General features: G+C 44.7%; 13 protein-coding genes and 2 tRNA genes. 8 read left to right on the forward strand and 7 right to left on the reverse strand.

The window, feature by feature from the left end; all coding sequences use genetic code 11:
- Positions 1-111: 111 nt before the first annotated feature.
- Together JT717_RS05005 and glyA are read right to left on the reverse strand one after the other, a co-directional pair.
- Positions 112-537, reverse strand: coding sequence for a DUF4293 domain-containing protein (locus JT717_RS05005; RefSeq protein ID WP_205509064.1), 426 nt, complete (start codon positions 535-537; stop codon positions 112-114).
- Positions 538-739: 202 nt separating this feature from the next.
- Positions 740-2020: a serine hydroxymethyltransferase gene (gene glyA, locus JT717_RS05010; RefSeq protein ID WP_205509065.1), complete on the reverse strand. Its 1281-nt coding sequence runs from the start codon at positions 2018-2020 to the stop codon at positions 740-742.
- Positions 2021-2394: 374 nt separating this feature from the next.
- Between glyA and JT717_RS05015 the strand changes: the two genes are divergently transcribed.
- Both JT717_RS05015 and JT717_RS05020 read left to right on the forward strand, forming a co-directional pair.
- Positions 2395-3393 (forward strand): sugar phosphate nucleotidyltransferase, encoded by a 999-nt coding sequence (locus JT717_RS05015; RefSeq protein WP_205509066.1) that lies wholly within the window; start codon positions 2395-2397, stop codon positions 3391-3393.
- A 174-nt stretch (positions 3394-3567) separates the two neighbouring features.
- Positions 3568-3981 (forward strand): carboxypeptidase-like regulatory domain-containing protein, encoded by a 414-nt coding sequence (locus JT717_RS05020; protein ID WP_205509067.1) that lies wholly within the window; start codon positions 3568-3570, stop codon positions 3979-3981.
- Positions 3982-4273: 292 nt separating this feature from the next.
- Here JT717_RS05020 and JT717_RS05025 read toward each other — a convergent pair whose 3' ends face one another.
- The 4 genes from JT717_RS05025 to JT717_RS05040 form a co-directional block, all read right to left on the reverse strand.
- A complete protein-coding gene (locus JT717_RS05025) occupies positions 4274-5173 on the reverse strand; it encodes a hypothetical protein (RefSeq protein ID WP_205509068.1) in 900 nt (299 codons plus the stop codon).
- Positions 5174-5285: 112 nt separating this feature from the next.
- Positions 5286-5822 carry an RNA 2',3'-cyclic phosphodiesterase gene (gene thpR / locus JT717_RS05030; RefSeq protein WP_205509069.1) on the reverse strand — a complete coding sequence of 179 codons (537 nt, stop codon included), beginning with the start codon at positions 5820-5822 and terminating at the stop codon, positions 5286-5288.
- A gap of 113 nt (positions 5823-5935) precedes the next feature.
- Positions 5936-7234, reverse strand: coding sequence for an ABC transporter permease (locus JT717_RS05035; protein WP_205509070.1), 1299 nt, complete (start codon positions 7232-7234; stop codon positions 5936-5938).
- A 12-nt stretch (positions 7235-7246) separates the two neighbouring features.
- Positions 7247-8179 (reverse strand): ABC transporter ATP-binding protein, encoded by a 933-nt coding sequence (locus tag JT717_RS05040; protein ID WP_205509071.1) that lies wholly within the window; start codon positions 8177-8179, stop codon positions 7247-7249.
- Positions 8180-8362: 183 nt separating this feature from the next.
- On the opposite strand from JT717_RS05040, the gene JT717_RS05045 reads away from it, so the two are divergent.
- Positions 8363-9358, forward strand: a complete 996-nt coding sequence (locus JT717_RS05045; RefSeq protein WP_205509072.1) for a zinc dependent phospholipase C family protein — start codon at positions 8363-8365, stop codon at positions 9356-9358.
- 324 nt (positions 9359-9682) lie between these two features.
- On the opposite strand, the gene JT717_RS05050 is transcribed toward JT717_RS05045, so the two are convergent.
- On the reverse strand, positions 9683-11263 hold the full coding sequence (locus JT717_RS05050) for an NAD(P)/FAD-dependent oxidoreductase (RefSeq protein WP_205509073.1): 1581 nt from the start codon (positions 11261-11263) through the stop codon (positions 9683-9685).
- Positions 11264-11768: 505 nt separating this feature from the next.
- Between JT717_RS05050 and JT717_RS05055 the strand changes: the two genes are divergently transcribed.
- The 5 genes from JT717_RS05055 (at position 11769) to JT717_RS05075 (ending at position 15011) form a co-directional block, all read left to right on the forward strand.
- Complete coding sequence (locus JT717_RS05055) at positions 11769-12047, forward strand: hypothetical protein (protein ID WP_205509074.1); 279 nt, start codon at positions 11769-11771, stop codon at positions 12045-12047.
- Positions 12048-12319: 272 nt separating this feature from the next.
- A complete protein-coding gene (gene dnaA / locus JT717_RS05060) occupies positions 12320-13753 on the forward strand; it encodes a chromosomal replication initiator protein DnaA (protein WP_205509075.1) in 1434 nt (477 codons plus the stop codon).
- A 454-nt stretch (positions 13754-14207) separates the two neighbouring features.
- A tRNA-Ser gene (locus tag JT717_RS05065) sits at positions 14208-14298 on the forward strand.
- Between the two features lie 80 nt (positions 14299-14378).
- Positions 14379-14452 (forward strand) — tRNA-Pro (locus tag JT717_RS05070).
- Between the two features lie 190 nt (positions 14453-14642).
- Positions 14643-15011 carry an ISAon1 family transposase N-terminal region protein gene (locus tag JT717_RS05075; RefSeq protein WP_205509076.1) on the forward strand — a complete coding sequence of 123 codons (369 nt, stop codon included), beginning with the start codon at positions 14643-14645 and terminating at the stop codon, positions 15009-15011.
- Positions 15012-15033: the final 22 nt, after the last annotated feature.

The following is a 15033-nucleotide window of genomic DNA, read 5'->3' on the forward strand; positions in this document are numbered from 1 at the left end:
TTTTTTATTGGCGCCATCTCTCTTTAGCAACCGTTACAAGTTTAGCTTTCAGGGAATCGGATACTTTGTAACTGGTCCCTGCAACCTGTTACTTGCAACCTGCAACGTGACTTATCTTAACCGGTCAAGGCTCTTCACCAGTTTTTCATCCCTGCGGATGCCTCTTATCGCAAAGAATAAAAGTATCGGAATGAAGATGGCAAAGATGGCCGTGAGGTCGAATTTCCCTTCGTTTGGAACAAACTTTTTGGTCTCTAAAAAGAACAGTACGAGGTTAATGATAGAAACTAACAGGGCTACGAGCACGAGCCGCATCTGCAACTTCCTGTTCTTGTATAAGAAGATAGCAATGAGCGAAGTGATGCCTACACCTGCTGTTAGGATCAGCAGCAGCAAATTGCTTTGTGCGGTTAACGAAGCAAAGGCTTTGGTCTGATTCTCCGCGATCATATTGCCACTGTAGAACGAAAACCTTAAACTGCAGAATGCAGCTGCGGCAGCCAGTAATAACCAAACAGATTGTAGACGTTGGATCATGGGTTAATTGTTGTGCGTTGTTAGTAGTAGTCAGTAATACAATAAGTATCTTATTGCTTTCAATGAAAATGGTTACCGGTTACCAGTAGCCGGTTGCCGGGCTTTGAAGCTGTATTCCCCGGTAAACTGGAAACCGGTAACTGGTAACCTGGTCTTATAAAACGCTAACCATTGAATAACGATAATGCATCACTTCCCTGGCTTATCCTAATTCAGGATACAGCGGGAACTGTTGCATAAAGGCATGTACATCCTGCTTTACAGCCTTGATGGTAGCCTCATTATCAGTATCCATTAATACTTTATCGATCATGCTTACCACGGTTTCCATATGCGATTCCTTCATACCTCTGGTGGTGATGGCAGGAACGCCTACCCGGATACCGCTGGTAACGAATGGGCTCTTGTCGTCGAAAGGCACCGCGTTTTTGTTCAGGGTGATATGTGCCAGATCGAGGGTTTCCTGCGCTTTTTTACCCGTAAGGTTCTTGTTGCGCAGGTCGATGAGCATTAGGTGGTTGTCGGTACCATTGCTGATGAGGTTGTAACCGCGTTTTACAAAAGCAGCAGCCATCGCCTGGGCATTTTTAATGATCTGCTCACCGTAGGCTTTGAACTCGTCGGTAAGAATTTCACCAAAAGCTACTGCTTTGGCGGCGATCACATGCTCCAGCGGGCCACCCTGCATACCAGGGAAAACAGCCAGATCGAGCAGGGCGCTCATGGGGCGGATATTTCCTTTCGGATCTTTAATGCCCAGCGGGTTGTCGAAATCATGACGCAGCATGATGATACCACCGCGGGGACCGCGCAGGGTCTTATGGGTAGTAGAAGTTACTATATGACAATGATCAAAAGGATCGTTCAGCAAGCCTTTGGCAATCAGACCGGCGGGGTGGGCTATATCGGCCATTACCAGGGCGCCGATGGAGTCGGCAACCGCCCGGATGCGTTTATAATCCCAGTCGCGGCTATAGGCAGAAGCACCGCAAATGATCATTTTGGGTTTCTCTTTTTTGGCTACGGCTTCCAGTTGATCGTAATCAACCAAACCGGTTTCTTTTTGAACGCCGTAAAATAATGCCTGGTAGTTCTTGCCGCTGAAGTTGGCCGGACTGCCATGCGTAAGGTGACCGCCCATGCTCAGGTCGAGCCCCAGGATCTTGTCGCCCGGTTTTAAGCAGGCTAAAAATACCGCAACATTCGCCTGGGCGCCTGCATGGGGCTGCACATTGGCCCAGCTGGCATTGAAGATCTTTTTCAGGCGATCGATGGCCAGTGATTCAATTTCATCCACCACTTCACAACCACCATAATAGCGTTTGCCGGGATAGCCTTCTGCGTATTTGTTGGTAGGTACAGAGCCCATGGCCTGCATTACCTGGTAGGAAGTAAAATTTTCGGAAGCAATGAGTTCTATTCCATTTCTTTGACGTTCAAGTTCCTTTTTAAGAAGGTCAAAAACGAGCGTATCTTTTTGCATGGCGCAAAAATAAGTTACAAGTTCCAAGTTACAAGTTTCAGGTTGCAAGTTTTCTCGAAAGCAGGCCTGACCCGCGAGGTAGCAGGTTGTGACGAGCCGTGAACGTAAACCCCTGGAACCTGAAACCTGTAACCTGTAACGCTCATTTTGAGGTAACTTTTATCTGGCAACCGGTATCTGGTACCCGGTAACCGGTTTTCCAACTAACAAACGCTGGTAAAATTTTTTTTACTATTTTCACGCCTTTGAAAAAACAAACCACTTGTTTTTCAGGAAATAATCAGTGCTTTGCGGGCTTGAAAAAAAGAAATGGGCGGCATTAAGAAGCCTGGCTGTTTTACGCCAAAGGCGGATGAAGAACAAATATTTTTCAAATGAAAGCAATTATTCCCGTAGCTGGAGCAGGTACCAAACTGCGACCGCATACGTATACACAACCAAAGGCACTAATACCCCTGGCCGGTAAAACCATACTTAGCATCATTGTTGACCAGTTACGCGAAGCAGGCATCAATGAATTTGTTTTTATTGTTGGTTACCTGGGCGATAAAATTCAGGATTACGTGAAAGAAAAATATCCTGATCTGAAAGCCTGGTTTGTGACCCAGAGCGAACGCCACGGTATTGGCCATGCCATTCAACTTACCAAGGACATAGTGGCCGATGACGAAATATTCATCGTACTGGGCGATACCATTTGTGAATATGATGTAAAGGAACTGCTCGATATGCCCTGTTCGGCCCTCGGCGTTAAACGGGTAGATGATCCTCGCGATTTCGGAGTGGTAGAACTGGGGGAAGACGGGTTCATTACCCGGGTAGTGGAAAAACCACAGATCCCCAAATCGAATATGGCGCTGGTGGGCATTTACCGCATTAAAGAAACATCCTTCCTATTCAATTGCCTCGAAAGTAATATCCGCAACCAGGTGATGAGCCGCGGCGAATTCAGCATCACCGATGCCCTGGAGTGTATGATCCAGCATGGCGCCCGGTTCAGGCCTTTCAAAGTGCAGAACTGGTTCGATTGCGGCAAAAAAGATACGCTGCTGGAATCGAACGCCACTTTGCTAAAAAAGTTTGGCGGCATCATTAGCCCCGATCACAATTTTGAAAACACCATCATCATTCCCCCCGTTAGCGTTGCTGAAGGCTGCGATATTAAAAATTCCATCATTGGTCCCAACGTTACCATTGGCGAAAAGACCACGATCAGTTATTCAATAATTAAAGATTCTATTATTGGTTCATTTGCAGACCTCTACGATATTGTATTAACGAATTCTCTCATCGGTAGCGATACCGAGGTAAAAGGTGAAAGCCGCAGTCTGAATATTGGCGATAATACTGAGATCGATCTGGGGGAATCGTGAGTAAATTTTTCCAGTCGAAATAACACTTAACTGGGTAAATTCTTCATAATTTAAGTACCTTCAGGTTAGGAATGCAACATTGTGCACCTGCATTGTGTCTTTGTATTTGGTCCCGTATGAAAACTGATGGCAGCTGATGTTTGGGTTTGCCAACCTTTTAAACACTAATTTTTTATGAGGGGTAAAAAAACTTACCTGTTGCTTGCAGCGTTATTGCCTCTTTCTTTACTAGCCAAAGCTAACGGCGATAACGGCAATCGTAAATCGACTGAGCCTGTATTACAGGGATGCGTAGCTGACGCCAGCACGAAAAAACCTTTACAAGGGGTAACCGTTTCTATTTCCACATCTAAAGGACAGGAGAAAAAAGAATTCACCACCGATGCGGCGGGCAATTTTAAAGTGCCTCAAATGCCGCTGGGGGAAGTGATCATTGTGCTGGAAAAGAAAGGTTACAAAACAACCCGCCGCGAAGGGATCATTATCAAAGAAGGTGTTTCCCTGAAAATGAACTTCGATATTTCGAATATACGCCTCGAAGATGAAAGCGATGTTTTTCATCCCTTCATGCGCATGATGGAAGGCTGAGGCTGGGTGCAAATAATTAATAAAAAGAACCGCTTCATTGAAGCGGTTTTTTTATGTTACAGGTTTCAGGTTACACGGGGTTGGTTGTTGTGAAGCCTGAAATCAGGGCCCTTAACCTGAAACATGTACCCTGTAACAGTTTGCGACCGCAACCGGTAACCGTCAACCGGTAACTGGTAACCGGTAACTGGCAACCGGTAACTGGTAACCGGTAACCGGCAACAAAAAAGGCCGAACTGGGAACAGCTCCGCCTTATGAGAAAATCACTAGTCTAATGTGTATCCGAAAGATCTAATGATCAATTTCCATTTGACCATCTTGTTTTTTTATGGCTATAGTTTTATGCTTAAAGTACTTTTTATATTTATCGGCAAGTGCCTGCGGCTGCTTTCTATCGTTGATGAACAGGTCGCCGTTTTTATATTCAATGGTATAATCTTCTTTCGTGTTCAGTAAGCCGGCGGCTTCCATATCGTAGATCATTTCCTGGTAGCCTTTCGTTTCAGTTTTGGCTTTGTTAATTTCCACCTGCGCTTTATCCATTTCTTTCCTGAAATCGAATTTCTGCCGCTTTATTTCTTCCCTTGCTTTCGCCACTTCCTTCCGGGCGTTTTCGAGTTCTTTTTTCACTTCTTCTTTATTGAACTCGCGGGCCTTTTTCACTTCTTCTTTCCAGTCCTCATTTTTCAAAGCCTCATCAACCTGTTTGCGGGCTTTCTCCAGTTCGCGCCTGATCTCTTCCTTATCTATTTTCTTTACTTCTTCCAGTGATTGTTCAATGCTCCGTTGTATTTGCGCAAAGTCAATTTTCCGGAGCGATTCCTGCACCTGGCGGTTGATCTTTTCATAGTCAATATGTTTTGCTGCAAGCTCTACTTGCTGCTGGATCTTTTCGAAGTCGATCCTGCTGATCGATTCCTCCACCTGCCGCGAGATCTCATCCCAGTCCTTTTCTTTCATTTTTTGCAGCTGCTCCTGGGCTTTATCCAGGCCTCTTAACTCTTTGTCGAGGTCACGATTGATGCCTTCTTCGCGGGTAATTTTATTTCTCTTAGGCACCGTATCCTCGATGTTATTGGCAGTGGCCGGCTGAGGCAGCTGATTGCCGCTAAATGCTTCCAGCGTAACAATGGTCGCCACGGCAAGCAAGGCCAGGGAACCCCAGCGGATAAGTGGTGGATTCAATTTCATGGTGTTAAGTTTAAAGTTTGTATTACGACGTCCTTCGTATAAAAATACGATACATTTCGTAAATTGTTGCATGCAGGTAGAACTTTTTAATTCCTTTTCTTTTTTTTAACGATTAAACACCCAATGGAGAATCGCCGGCTATTTCCCAGACCCGGCCGTTATGCCGCAGCAGGGAGATGGCCTGTGCAGGGAAGCTAACGTCATACTTAAGCTGTTGAAAGTAAGCCCAGGCTTTGGGAAAGTCTTCTTTTTTGAGATCGCGGTTGGCAATGGTAACATGCGGATGGAAGGGGCGCTCTTCCTTTTTGATACGGAAGCGCCCGGTTTTTAGAACAGCTGTTTCCAGCTTTGATTGTAAGTCTTCCAGGCGGGCACTAGGTACTACATCCACATAGATCACACGTGGTTTAAAAGCAGCGAAATTATGCAGGCGGATGGGGAAGGGTTGTTGGGCTGCAGCAAATTCCATTAACAGTTCCTGCAACGCGGGCCGGGCATCATCCGGCATCTGGAAAGGCGGAATAAGCGTTATATGCGCCGGAGATTTCAGGGCCACCCTGCACTGGAATTGTTCCAGCATATAGTGCTTCCATTCCAGTACCTGCTGGTTGATAATTTCCGGAGCTACCAATGCAATAAAATAAAGCATAAAAGAAGCTTGAAGCTCATCGTTTCAAGTGAATGCGTTCCAGGTTACAGGTTGCAAGGTACAGGGAAATGCCAACCCTGGAACACATGTAACATGGAACTTGTAACCTGCAACTAGTTATTTCTAAACGCCCAGCGCATCATTTCTTTCCAGGTAACTTTTTTACCATACAACAAGATACCCGTGCGATAGATCTTGGCGGTTAACCAGCCAAAAAAGAGGAAGCATAATATCAGTAGCACCATCGACAGTATCAATTCGCTAACGGGCACATCATACATGATGCGGCCCATCATCACCACAGGCGATGTAAGCGGGAATATACTGCCAAAAATGGCGAGTGAACTGTTTGGCTCAGCGATGGCTTTTGTCATGATCACAAAGCCGAGAACGATCGGCATCATGATCGGAAACACCATTGCCTGTGCTTCGTTCTGATCATCGCTCACCACGCTGCCTATCGCGGCAAACAGGGAGGCATACAGGAGGTATCCGCCAATAAAATAAAAGATGAAACAAAATATGATCAGTCCCCACGGCAGGGTTTTTAACCCGGCGCCAATCAAGGCCAGTTTGCTGGTGCTTTCTGCTATGCCGGGGGCTTGTCCGCCCTGTGCCATCATACCGGGATCTACAGAAGGGAAGGGCAGCACAAAGCCTATCGCCGCCATTAATATGATCCAGATGGCAAACTGGGTTAAACCAACGGCGCCAATGCCAATGATCTTACCCATCATGAGTTGAAAAGGTTTCACCGAGCTTACCATCACTTCGGCAATACGGTTGATCTTTTCTTCCATGACGCCGCGCATGACCATGGTGCCATAGATCAGCATGATCACGTAAATGAGCATACCACAGCCAAATGCAACGAAGGTGGCCACCACGGCAACCCCTTTCTTTTGTTCCTTACCCGTTATATTTTCTATAGAAACATCTGATTTGATGGAGCGGTATTGTTCGCGGGTAATATTGGCCGATTGCAGCCTTCTGAGCTCTATGGCATTATTGATGGCCTTTTCTATTTTGCTTTTCTGACTGATCGATACCGTGGATTTACTGTAGAGTTGAATATTGTTCACCTTTTGCGTAATGTCTATTGGCGGAATATATAAAAAGTAATCATATCCCAGCTTTCTGTAATTCAATTTCAGCGAGTCAACCGGTTGGTCGGTGATGAACACATATTCTGAAGCATCGCTTTTCGACTTTTCCAGGTTTGTACTGAGCAGCCTGGCCTGGTCGATCACGGCTATTTTATTTTTTTCAGGGCCGCCGCTGGCGCCAATGGCAATCATAATGGCATAAAATGCTATGATGAGGATGGGCACGCCAATGGTAGTGAGCAGAAAGGATTTTTTCCTGACGCGAACCAGGTATTCACGTTGTATAACGAGTAAGATCTTCTTCATGTCAATATCGTATTAAGCATTTGCTGTTTGAAATTGCCGGGCAAGCGGAGTGCCTTCTACCAGTTTGATAAAGATATCGCTGAGGGAAGGCAATATTTCATGGAAGGAGTTAATGCCCACCGGTTGCTGCAGGAAATGATGCAATACATCATTTGGTTTATAACCTTCTTTTATTCTCAGGATCAGCTGATGTCCTTTTACCTGGATCACCTCAAAAGCCTGGCTCTCTGTGCTCGCAGGATCGCTGTCGAGCCCAAGGGAAAAGATATTTTCCTTGAATTGTTGTTTGACGCTGGTAACGGACCCGTCGAGGATCTTTTGTCCTTTATTCACCAGGATGATGTGGTCACAGATCTCTTCAACCTGCTCCATGCGGTGGGTGCTGAAAATAATGCTGCTGCCATTTTTGGCGAGCTGATTGATCTCATCCTTGATCAGGTTGCTGTTAACGGGATCAAGGCCGCTGAATGGTTCATCGAGGATGATGAGCTTGGGATCGTTCAATACAGTGGTTACGAACTGCAATTTCTGCTGCATGCCTTTGCTCAGGTCTTCTACTTTCTTATTCCACCAGCTTTGCATTTCAAATTTAATGAACCAGTGTTTAACCCGTTCAAGCGCCATTGCCTTGCTAAGCCCTTTCAATTGCGCCAGATACATGGCCTGGTCACCGATCTTCATTTTTTTATACAGTCCTTTTTCTTCAGGCATATACCCGATATAGGCAACATCGTTGTCCGGATTGAACGGTTGTCCATTGAAGATGATCTGGCCATCGTCGGGGAACAGGATGCCGGTGATCATTCGAATAAGCGTGGTCTTACCGGCGCCGTTAGGACCCAGCAGTCCAAAAATGCTGCCAGGTGCCAGGGAGAAACTGATATCGTCTACCGCTTTTTGCGAAGTATAATACTTTTTAAGATGTTTAACTTCCAGTCGGTTCATTGCACGTTAGCTTTTAATTAAAATGCGGATTTGCTAACAGGTGTGCCACCCTGCTCCCCGCTCATAAAGTAAGTGTGGCGCACCTGTTAACAAAAGGTAGTGAAACCGTTAATTAGTAGCAAAAAAAACAGATTTATTACAGGGGGCGATTTTATTTGTGCATCTTCGCCGCAAATTTACTCTATGAAAAGGGGGATCGCCGTAAGTTTACTGGTGGCAAGCGTCTTGCTTTGCAGCAGCTGGGGTTTCCTGGGGCACCGTACCATTCATCAGCTGGCAGTATACGAACTGCCGCCTTCCATGCGGTATTTTTTTCATCGTAATATGAACGAGGTGGTCAAAAGATCGGTAAGGGCCGATCAGCGCCGGAGTGAAGACAAGGAGGAAGCGCCCAGGCATTTTATTGACCTTGAGTTATACGGTGATTCTGCTGCCTGGAAAATGCCACGGCAATGGACAGCGGCGGTAAGAAAATATGGGAAAGACAGCTTATCAAATGCGGGTTATTTACCTTATCATATAATGGCCATAAAAGAAAAGCTCACGGTGGCTTTCCGCAGCGGCAATAAAGACAGTATCCTTTTTTATGCCATCGATCTGGGCCATTATATAGCGGATGCACATGTGCCCCTGCATACTACAGAGAATTATGATGGTCAGCTCACGAATCAAAAGGGCCTGCACAGTTTATGGGAATCGACGATCCCTGAAATAGAGATCCAGCAATACGATTTGCGCAGCCGGCATAAAGCCCGTTACCTCAAACATCCGGAAAGGGTTATCTGGGGCACCATCAGGCAGTCGCATAAGTTATTGAAAGGTGTGTTTGAGGAAGAAAAAGCGGCGACCCGATCGTTTACAACAACTGAGAAATACCGCGTGCAAATGCGGAATGGAAGAGAATACAGGACTTATACCGCAGCCTTTGCCAAAGCGTACAGTGCACGATTAGGCAATACCATCAATAAACAATTGATACGATCAGCCAACCTGGTGGCCGACTTCTGGTATACGAGCTGGGTAGATGCCGGTTGCCCCAACCTGAACAAAGGCCTGCTTACACCGCAGAAGAAAAAAGAAAGGGAAGAACTGCATGCAGAACTGGAAGCGTTCAAAAAGAACAGACTCATAGAGAAGAAATTGTTAATAGCGAAGCAGGGACAGGATAGAGAGGACTAGGGTTGATAAGTTGACAAGTGATATCTGGGCACAGTTGAAATAGTTTGCCGTTTAGAAACTTATAAAAATCGGAATTCTGTCTGGCGTTATTCCACAGAATGGAAGTTTGCATTCCCCAGAAAGGGAAAAATTCCCCGGTTAACAAATGTTAACATGGAATGGAAAACGCTTATTCAAAAAGCGGGAACGACAGAAACGCAAAAAGCGGAATGCGCGAAACGCCCGGTACCCCTTGTTCTTTTTTAGGAAAGCGGCAGAGCGTATCAAACGAAAAAAGCCTGGCCAGCCATGTAAGATCATGGGTTAAGCGTTGCGCATCCGGCGTTAAGCCTTATTGAGCAGTAAGCGTTCAGCATTGATGGCAACCCGTTGTCCGTCCATTGCCGCGCTCACGATACCGCCGGCGTAACCGGCGCCTTCGCCGCAGGGGAATAGTCCCTTGATCTGCGGATGTTGGGTTGTTTCGCGGTCACGGGGAATACGAACCGGTGACGATGTTCTTGATTCGGTAGCAACCAGTACTGCTTCATTGGTAAAATATCCTTTCATTTTCCGGCCAAATTCAACAAAAGCTTTTTGTAAGGCATTGGCAACAAAGGGCGGCAATACTTCATTGAGGGGCGCTGAAGTTATGCCCGGTAAATACGAGCAGCCGGGTAATGTAGCTGATAACTTTTTTTGAGTAAAGTCGATCATCCGCTGAGCCGGTGCAACAAATTTACCACCGCCATATTGGAAGGCTTTGCGCTCAACGGCTTGTTGAAAATACATGCCCGACAAAGGGGAATTGTTCTTCCTGAAATGTATAAAATCTTTCAGCTCAACTGCAGTAACGATACCGGAGTTGGCGAATGGGTTGTTTCGTTTCGAAGGTGACCATCCGTTTACCACCAGTTCACCCTCGCTGGTAGCTGCAGGCGCGATGATGCCGCCGGGACACATACAAAATGAAAAAACGCCTCTTTCATTTACCTGTTGCACCAGGCTGTAGGAAGCAGGCGGCAGAAATTCATCGCGGCTTTGTCCGGGGGCACAATGATACTGTATAGTATCGATTATACTTTGCGGATGCTCTACACGAACACCCAGTGCAAAGGGCTTGGCTTCTATGAGGATCTTTTTATTGTAAAGCAATTCAAAGATGTCGCGGGCCGAGTGGCCGGTAGCGAGGATCACTGCATCAGCAGTAAACGAATCGCCGCTTGCTGTTGTGACGCCATAAATGGTATTGTTCTGTACCAGCAGGTCGGTAACTTTTTGTTCAAACAAAAAATCACCCCCACAAGACAATATTTGTTCTCTTATAGCGGTAATAATGTCAGGGAGTTTATTGGTGCCAATATGAGGATGAGCTTCGTAGAGAATTTTTTCCGGTGCACCGAATTGCACCAGTATATTCAGAATGCGTTCTACGTCGCCACGTTTGGTACTGCGGGTATATAATTTACCATCGCTATATGTTCCGGCTCCGCCTTCACCGAAGCAATAATTGCTTTCCGGGTTTACGATGCCTTCTTTATTCAATGCGGCAAGGTCTCTGCGGCGGGCCCTTACATCTTTGCCTCTTTCGAGCAGAATGGGTTTAATGCCTTGTTCAATAAGCTTTAATGCAGCAAACAAACCGGCAGGGCCTGCGCCTATGATCACCACCCGGTGTTTTGCTTTTGAAACATCCTGTAAAAATGTTTCCCTGACAGTACGTTCCTGGAAAGGCTCATTGACAAAAGCAAGGATAGTGAGCAGGATCCAGGGCTGGCGGCCTCTGGCATCGATGGAGCGTTTAATGACCTGGTAGCCAGTGATAGCGGCAGTATCGACACCTATTGTTTGCGCTGCGTATTGTTGTACGGTAGATACAAGGCCGGCTTCAGACGGAAGCAGCTTCAAAGTAATTCGTTGTTGCATAGTGTTAGGTAGTTAACCTAAAAATTATTGGCAGCACAAAGGTAACAAGTACGATTCACAAAAACGTTCCACGTTTAAAGGCGGGAGAAAAGTATCAAGTCTTTACTATGGTAAAGGTTGCTAAAGTAGTGTAAGCTGTTTAGCGTTTTGTAATGATAAAACAGATACTTTTTTAACAAGTAATTTTGATTGCCTGATATAATTATATATAAATGAATCTACTTGTAGTAAGCTTATAGTAGATGAGTGTGAAAATATACCAGTATGTGTTATTGTTTTGGATAAAATACCTAGATACCTTGAGCCCTTATTTGTTTTACTTACAACTGTTAATGAGTAAAGGTGTAATTAAGGCTAATGCAGTAAAATGATAATCTATAACTTTTTTTCAGTTAATGCAATGTTGTTATTTGTTTTTTTATTTTGATCAAGAAATAAAAAAAACCTGATTAATATTTTCTGCATATCAAAATATTTGTACCTTCAATAGCATCCAATAAATAATATGAAGAAAGGATTTTTTGATACTACTGCGTTGTTGTCTTTCTTCAATTGCATTCCCTGCAAAACCAACACGATAAAATCCGTTCAATGTAAACCAGGCGCTTCACGGTCGGCAGGCCCGCACAAAAAAAAATTTTCCGGGGCATATAATAAAATAATGGACGCTGCTAATACTGGTAGTGACGCAAAACTACGTAGCATCATTGCTCAAATAGCGAATGAAAACGATGCTGCTTTTTGCGTTTCACAATTTGTATTAGCGAGTGTTCACAGGTTGTAAACAGTAACAAGTTTTGCGCATAATAATTGCATTAGATTGTTATTGATAGGAATTATTTTGACAGTAAAAAATAAAATAAAATAATTGGTCAGGCAGAGTGCAGAATTGTCAAAAACTAGTGAATAAAAAATTTTTTTTTCAGTGAAAAAATTTGATATTCGTCGCCCTTTTTAAGTTTCTGAGATTCCCCAACATTCCTGTGAAGTTGACACTAGTGCGCAATAAAGATGAATACGAACTTAACTCAACATAAAAAAACTGCTTCTAGTATAATGGCTAAGACGTCCGAAAAAGTTTGGAGTAATTGTTTGGAAATAATCAAGGATATTGTTGAGTGGCAACATTTCAAAACCTGGTTTGAACCAATTAAACCAGTAGAGTTGAGAGACAATATACTTATCATTCAGGTTCCGAGTCAATTCTTTTACGAATACCTGGAAGAGCATTATGTAAACCTGTTGGCAAAAACATTAAGAAGAGTACTTGGTAAGGACGCCAGATTAGAATATCGGATCATGGTTGATAGTGGCAATCATAATAACAAACCGCTCACTATGGATGTTCCTACACACGGCTACAAAACATTTTCAAGTAATGAAATGGATTTTCCACTCATTATAAATAATCCGGTGAAGAATCCGTTTGTAATACCGGGTTTGAAAAAAATGCAGATTGATCCGCAGCTCAATCCCATTTATACATTTGAAAATTTTATTGAAGGCGATAGTAATCGCGTGGCCCGTCGTGCAGGCAAAACGGTAGCGGAGAAACCAGGCGCCAGTTCATTCAATCCTTTAGTAATATATGGTAGTGTGGGTTTGGGCAAAACACATCTTGCCCAGGGCATCGGTAATGAAACAAAGAGATTACATCCTAACAAAGTGGTATTGTATGTAAGCTCTGAAAAATTCATTAACCAGTTCCAGGACCATAGCCGTAACAATGCGATCAATGACTTTATACATTTTTATCAATTGATCGATGTATTGATCATTGATGATGTACAGTTCTTTAACCGGGCCGAAAAATCGCAGGATGCTTTCTTCGCCATCTTTAATCATTTGCATCAGAGTGGCAAGCAGCTGATCCTGACTTCAGATAAACCGCCTAAAGACCTGGAAGGGGTTCAGGAAAGGTTGTTAAGCCGTTTCCGCTGGGGGCTGAGTGCCGATCTGCAGGTGCCGGACTATGAAACCCGTATTGAGATCCTGGAACGGAAGATGAAGAATGACGGTTTGGAAATGCCCAAAGAAGTAGTTAAGTATCTGGCTTATAATATCAATAGTAATGTGCGGGAATTGGAGGGGGCGCTGATCTCATTATTGGCACAATCTTCGCTTAATAAGCGGGAAATTGACCTTGACTTGGCAAAAAGAGTCCTCCGTAATTTCGTGAAAACTAGCAGCAAAGAAATCACCATCGAAACCATCCAGAAAATGGTATGCGAATATTTCGATGTGCCTTACGATAAATTGCTGCAGAAAACCCGCAAGCGTGAAATCGTTCAGGCCCGGCAAATTACTATGTACCTGGCCAAAGCGTTCACGAAAAACTCTTTAAAGACCATCGGTGAACATTTCGGTGGCCGCGATCATACCACCGTTATTCATTCCTGCCAAACCGTAAAGGATCTGATGGATACCGATAGTACCTTCCGGGAGAGTGTGATGGAGTTGCAGCAGAAGGTTCAGTTAGCCGCCATGTAAACATAACCTGATTTAAATGATATGATATGATCCCTCCGGTTACCGGGGGGATTTTTGTTTTTGATAACCGTAGCTCAACCATAGCTGGAGCCGGCACCAGTCTTATATCAGCCGAAGGTGCGGGCATCATCAGAGATACCATAAGGGTACATCAGCCGTAGATCAGCCATAGGTGCAGCCAGGATCAGCCGTACATCAGCCGTAGATCAGCCATAGTTGCGCCGTAGTTGCAAGGATCAACGAGTTATGTAATGGCTGACTGCGTTCCTGCGAATCGTTTGGGCGGCGGGGAGTTTGGGTCAGTGGCTATAACGGCTATAATCCGCTTCGGACGGCGCTTTCAGCGCGATGGCATGGGCTTTTCCGGAAAAAGGCGAAAAACAATCTGAATTTTTAGCTATGTAATTGATTTTTATTTGGGAATTTACTCTTAATTTTGCCGTCCCGCCGAAAAGGAGAGGTGCCTGAGTGGCCGAAAGGGCCGGTTTGCTAAACCGTTGTACGAGCTTAAACTTGTACCGAGGGTTCGAATCCCTCCCTCTCCGCTGAGTGTCCGCCGAGGCAAGTGCAAAGGCGGATATTTTTTACCTCGATCTGGCAGTTTGTAAAAAGCTGGATAGATCATCGGGAGGTAGTTCAGCCCGGTAGAATACGTGGTTTGGGACCACGGGGTCGCAGGTTCGAATCCTGTCCTCCCGACAAAACGAAAAGCCTCGCACGAAGTGCGGGGCTTTTTGCATTTTGAAGTATTGCGAACCTGTTCGCAAAAGCCAAAAAATGGGATCAAGTCAAATCGTTAGGTCATTAGGTTGTTACGGATCAGGTTGAAAAATTGGGGGATTTAGGAGAAAGTTGTTGTTTTGCAGCCTAATAAAACTGACAAGAAACATTGGAAAAGGACCAGGAAAAAGAATTGTTAGGCTATTTTTTACCAGCAGGGACACTTGAATATTTTGATATAACGCATTTTGTAAAAGATAAAGTAGGGTTGGTTTTATTTTTAGAAGAAAAGAACCTACCTCCGGCCGAATATGTCGGTCAAACGCTTCACTCCAAAGGGTTTTATCCGGAAGTTCGTGTACAGGACTTTCCGATTCGCGAGAACAAAGTAGAATTAAGCATAAAACGTCGCCGTTGGGAAGTTCAGTCTACTGGCGAAATTGTATCTCGTAACTGGGATCTGGTTATGAAAGGAGCACGACTCACCAAAGAGTTCGCGCTTTTTTTAAAAGATACACTTGGACGAGCATCCGATTAGCTGTCATCAACTGGCCCGAATG

Origin of the sequence: Longitalea arenae, assembly GCF_016924755.1 — a bacterium.
Classification (GTDB): domain Bacteria; phylum Bacteroidota; class Bacteroidia; order Chitinophagales; family Chitinophagaceae; genus Niastella; species Niastella arenae.

Coding starts and splice junctions, on each gene's coding strand:
- glyA (WP_205509065.1), bottom strand. CDS start 2,020: ATGCAAAAAGATACGCTCGTTTTTGACCTTCTTAAAAAGGAACTTGAA.
- JT717_RS05020 (WP_205509067.1), top strand. CDS start 3,568: ATGAGGGGTAAAAAAACTTACCTGTTGCTTGCAGCGTTATTGCCTCTT.
- dnaA (WP_205509075.1), top strand. CDS start 12,320: ATGGCTAAGACGTCCGAAAAAGTTTGGAGTAATTGTTTGGAAATAATC.
- JT717_RS05005 (WP_205509064.1), bottom strand. CDS start 537: ATGATCCAACGTCTACAATCTGTTTGGTTATTACTGGCTGCCGCAGCT.
- JT717_RS05015 (WP_205509066.1), top strand. CDS start 2,395: ATGAAAGCAATTATTCCCGTAGCTGGAGCAGGTACCAAACTGCGACCG.
- JT717_RS05045 (WP_205509072.1), top strand. CDS start 8,363: ATGAAAAGGGGGATCGCCGTAAGTTTACTGGTGGCAAGCGTCTTGCTT.
- thpR (WP_205509069.1), bottom strand. CDS start 5,822: ATGCTTTATTTTATTGCATTGGTAGCTCCGGAAATTATCAACCAGCAG.
- JT717_RS05055 (WP_205509074.1), top strand. CDS start 11,769: ATGAAGAAAGGATTTTTTGATACTACTGCGTTGTTGTCTTTCTTCAAT.
- JT717_RS05040 (WP_205509071.1), bottom strand. CDS start 8,179: ATGAACCGACTGGAAGTTAAACATCTTAAAAAGTATTATACTTCGCAA.
- JT717_RS05035 (WP_205509070.1), bottom strand. CDS start 7,234: ATGAAGAAGATCTTACTCGTTATACAACGTGAATACCTGGTTCGCGTC.
- JT717_RS05025 (WP_205509068.1), bottom strand. CDS start 5,173: ATGAAATTGAATCCACCACTTATCCGCTGGGGTTCCCTGGCCTTGCTT.
- JT717_RS05050 (WP_205509073.1), bottom strand. CDS start 11,263: ATGCAACAACGAATTACTTTGAAGCTGCTTCCGTCTGAAGCCGGCCTT.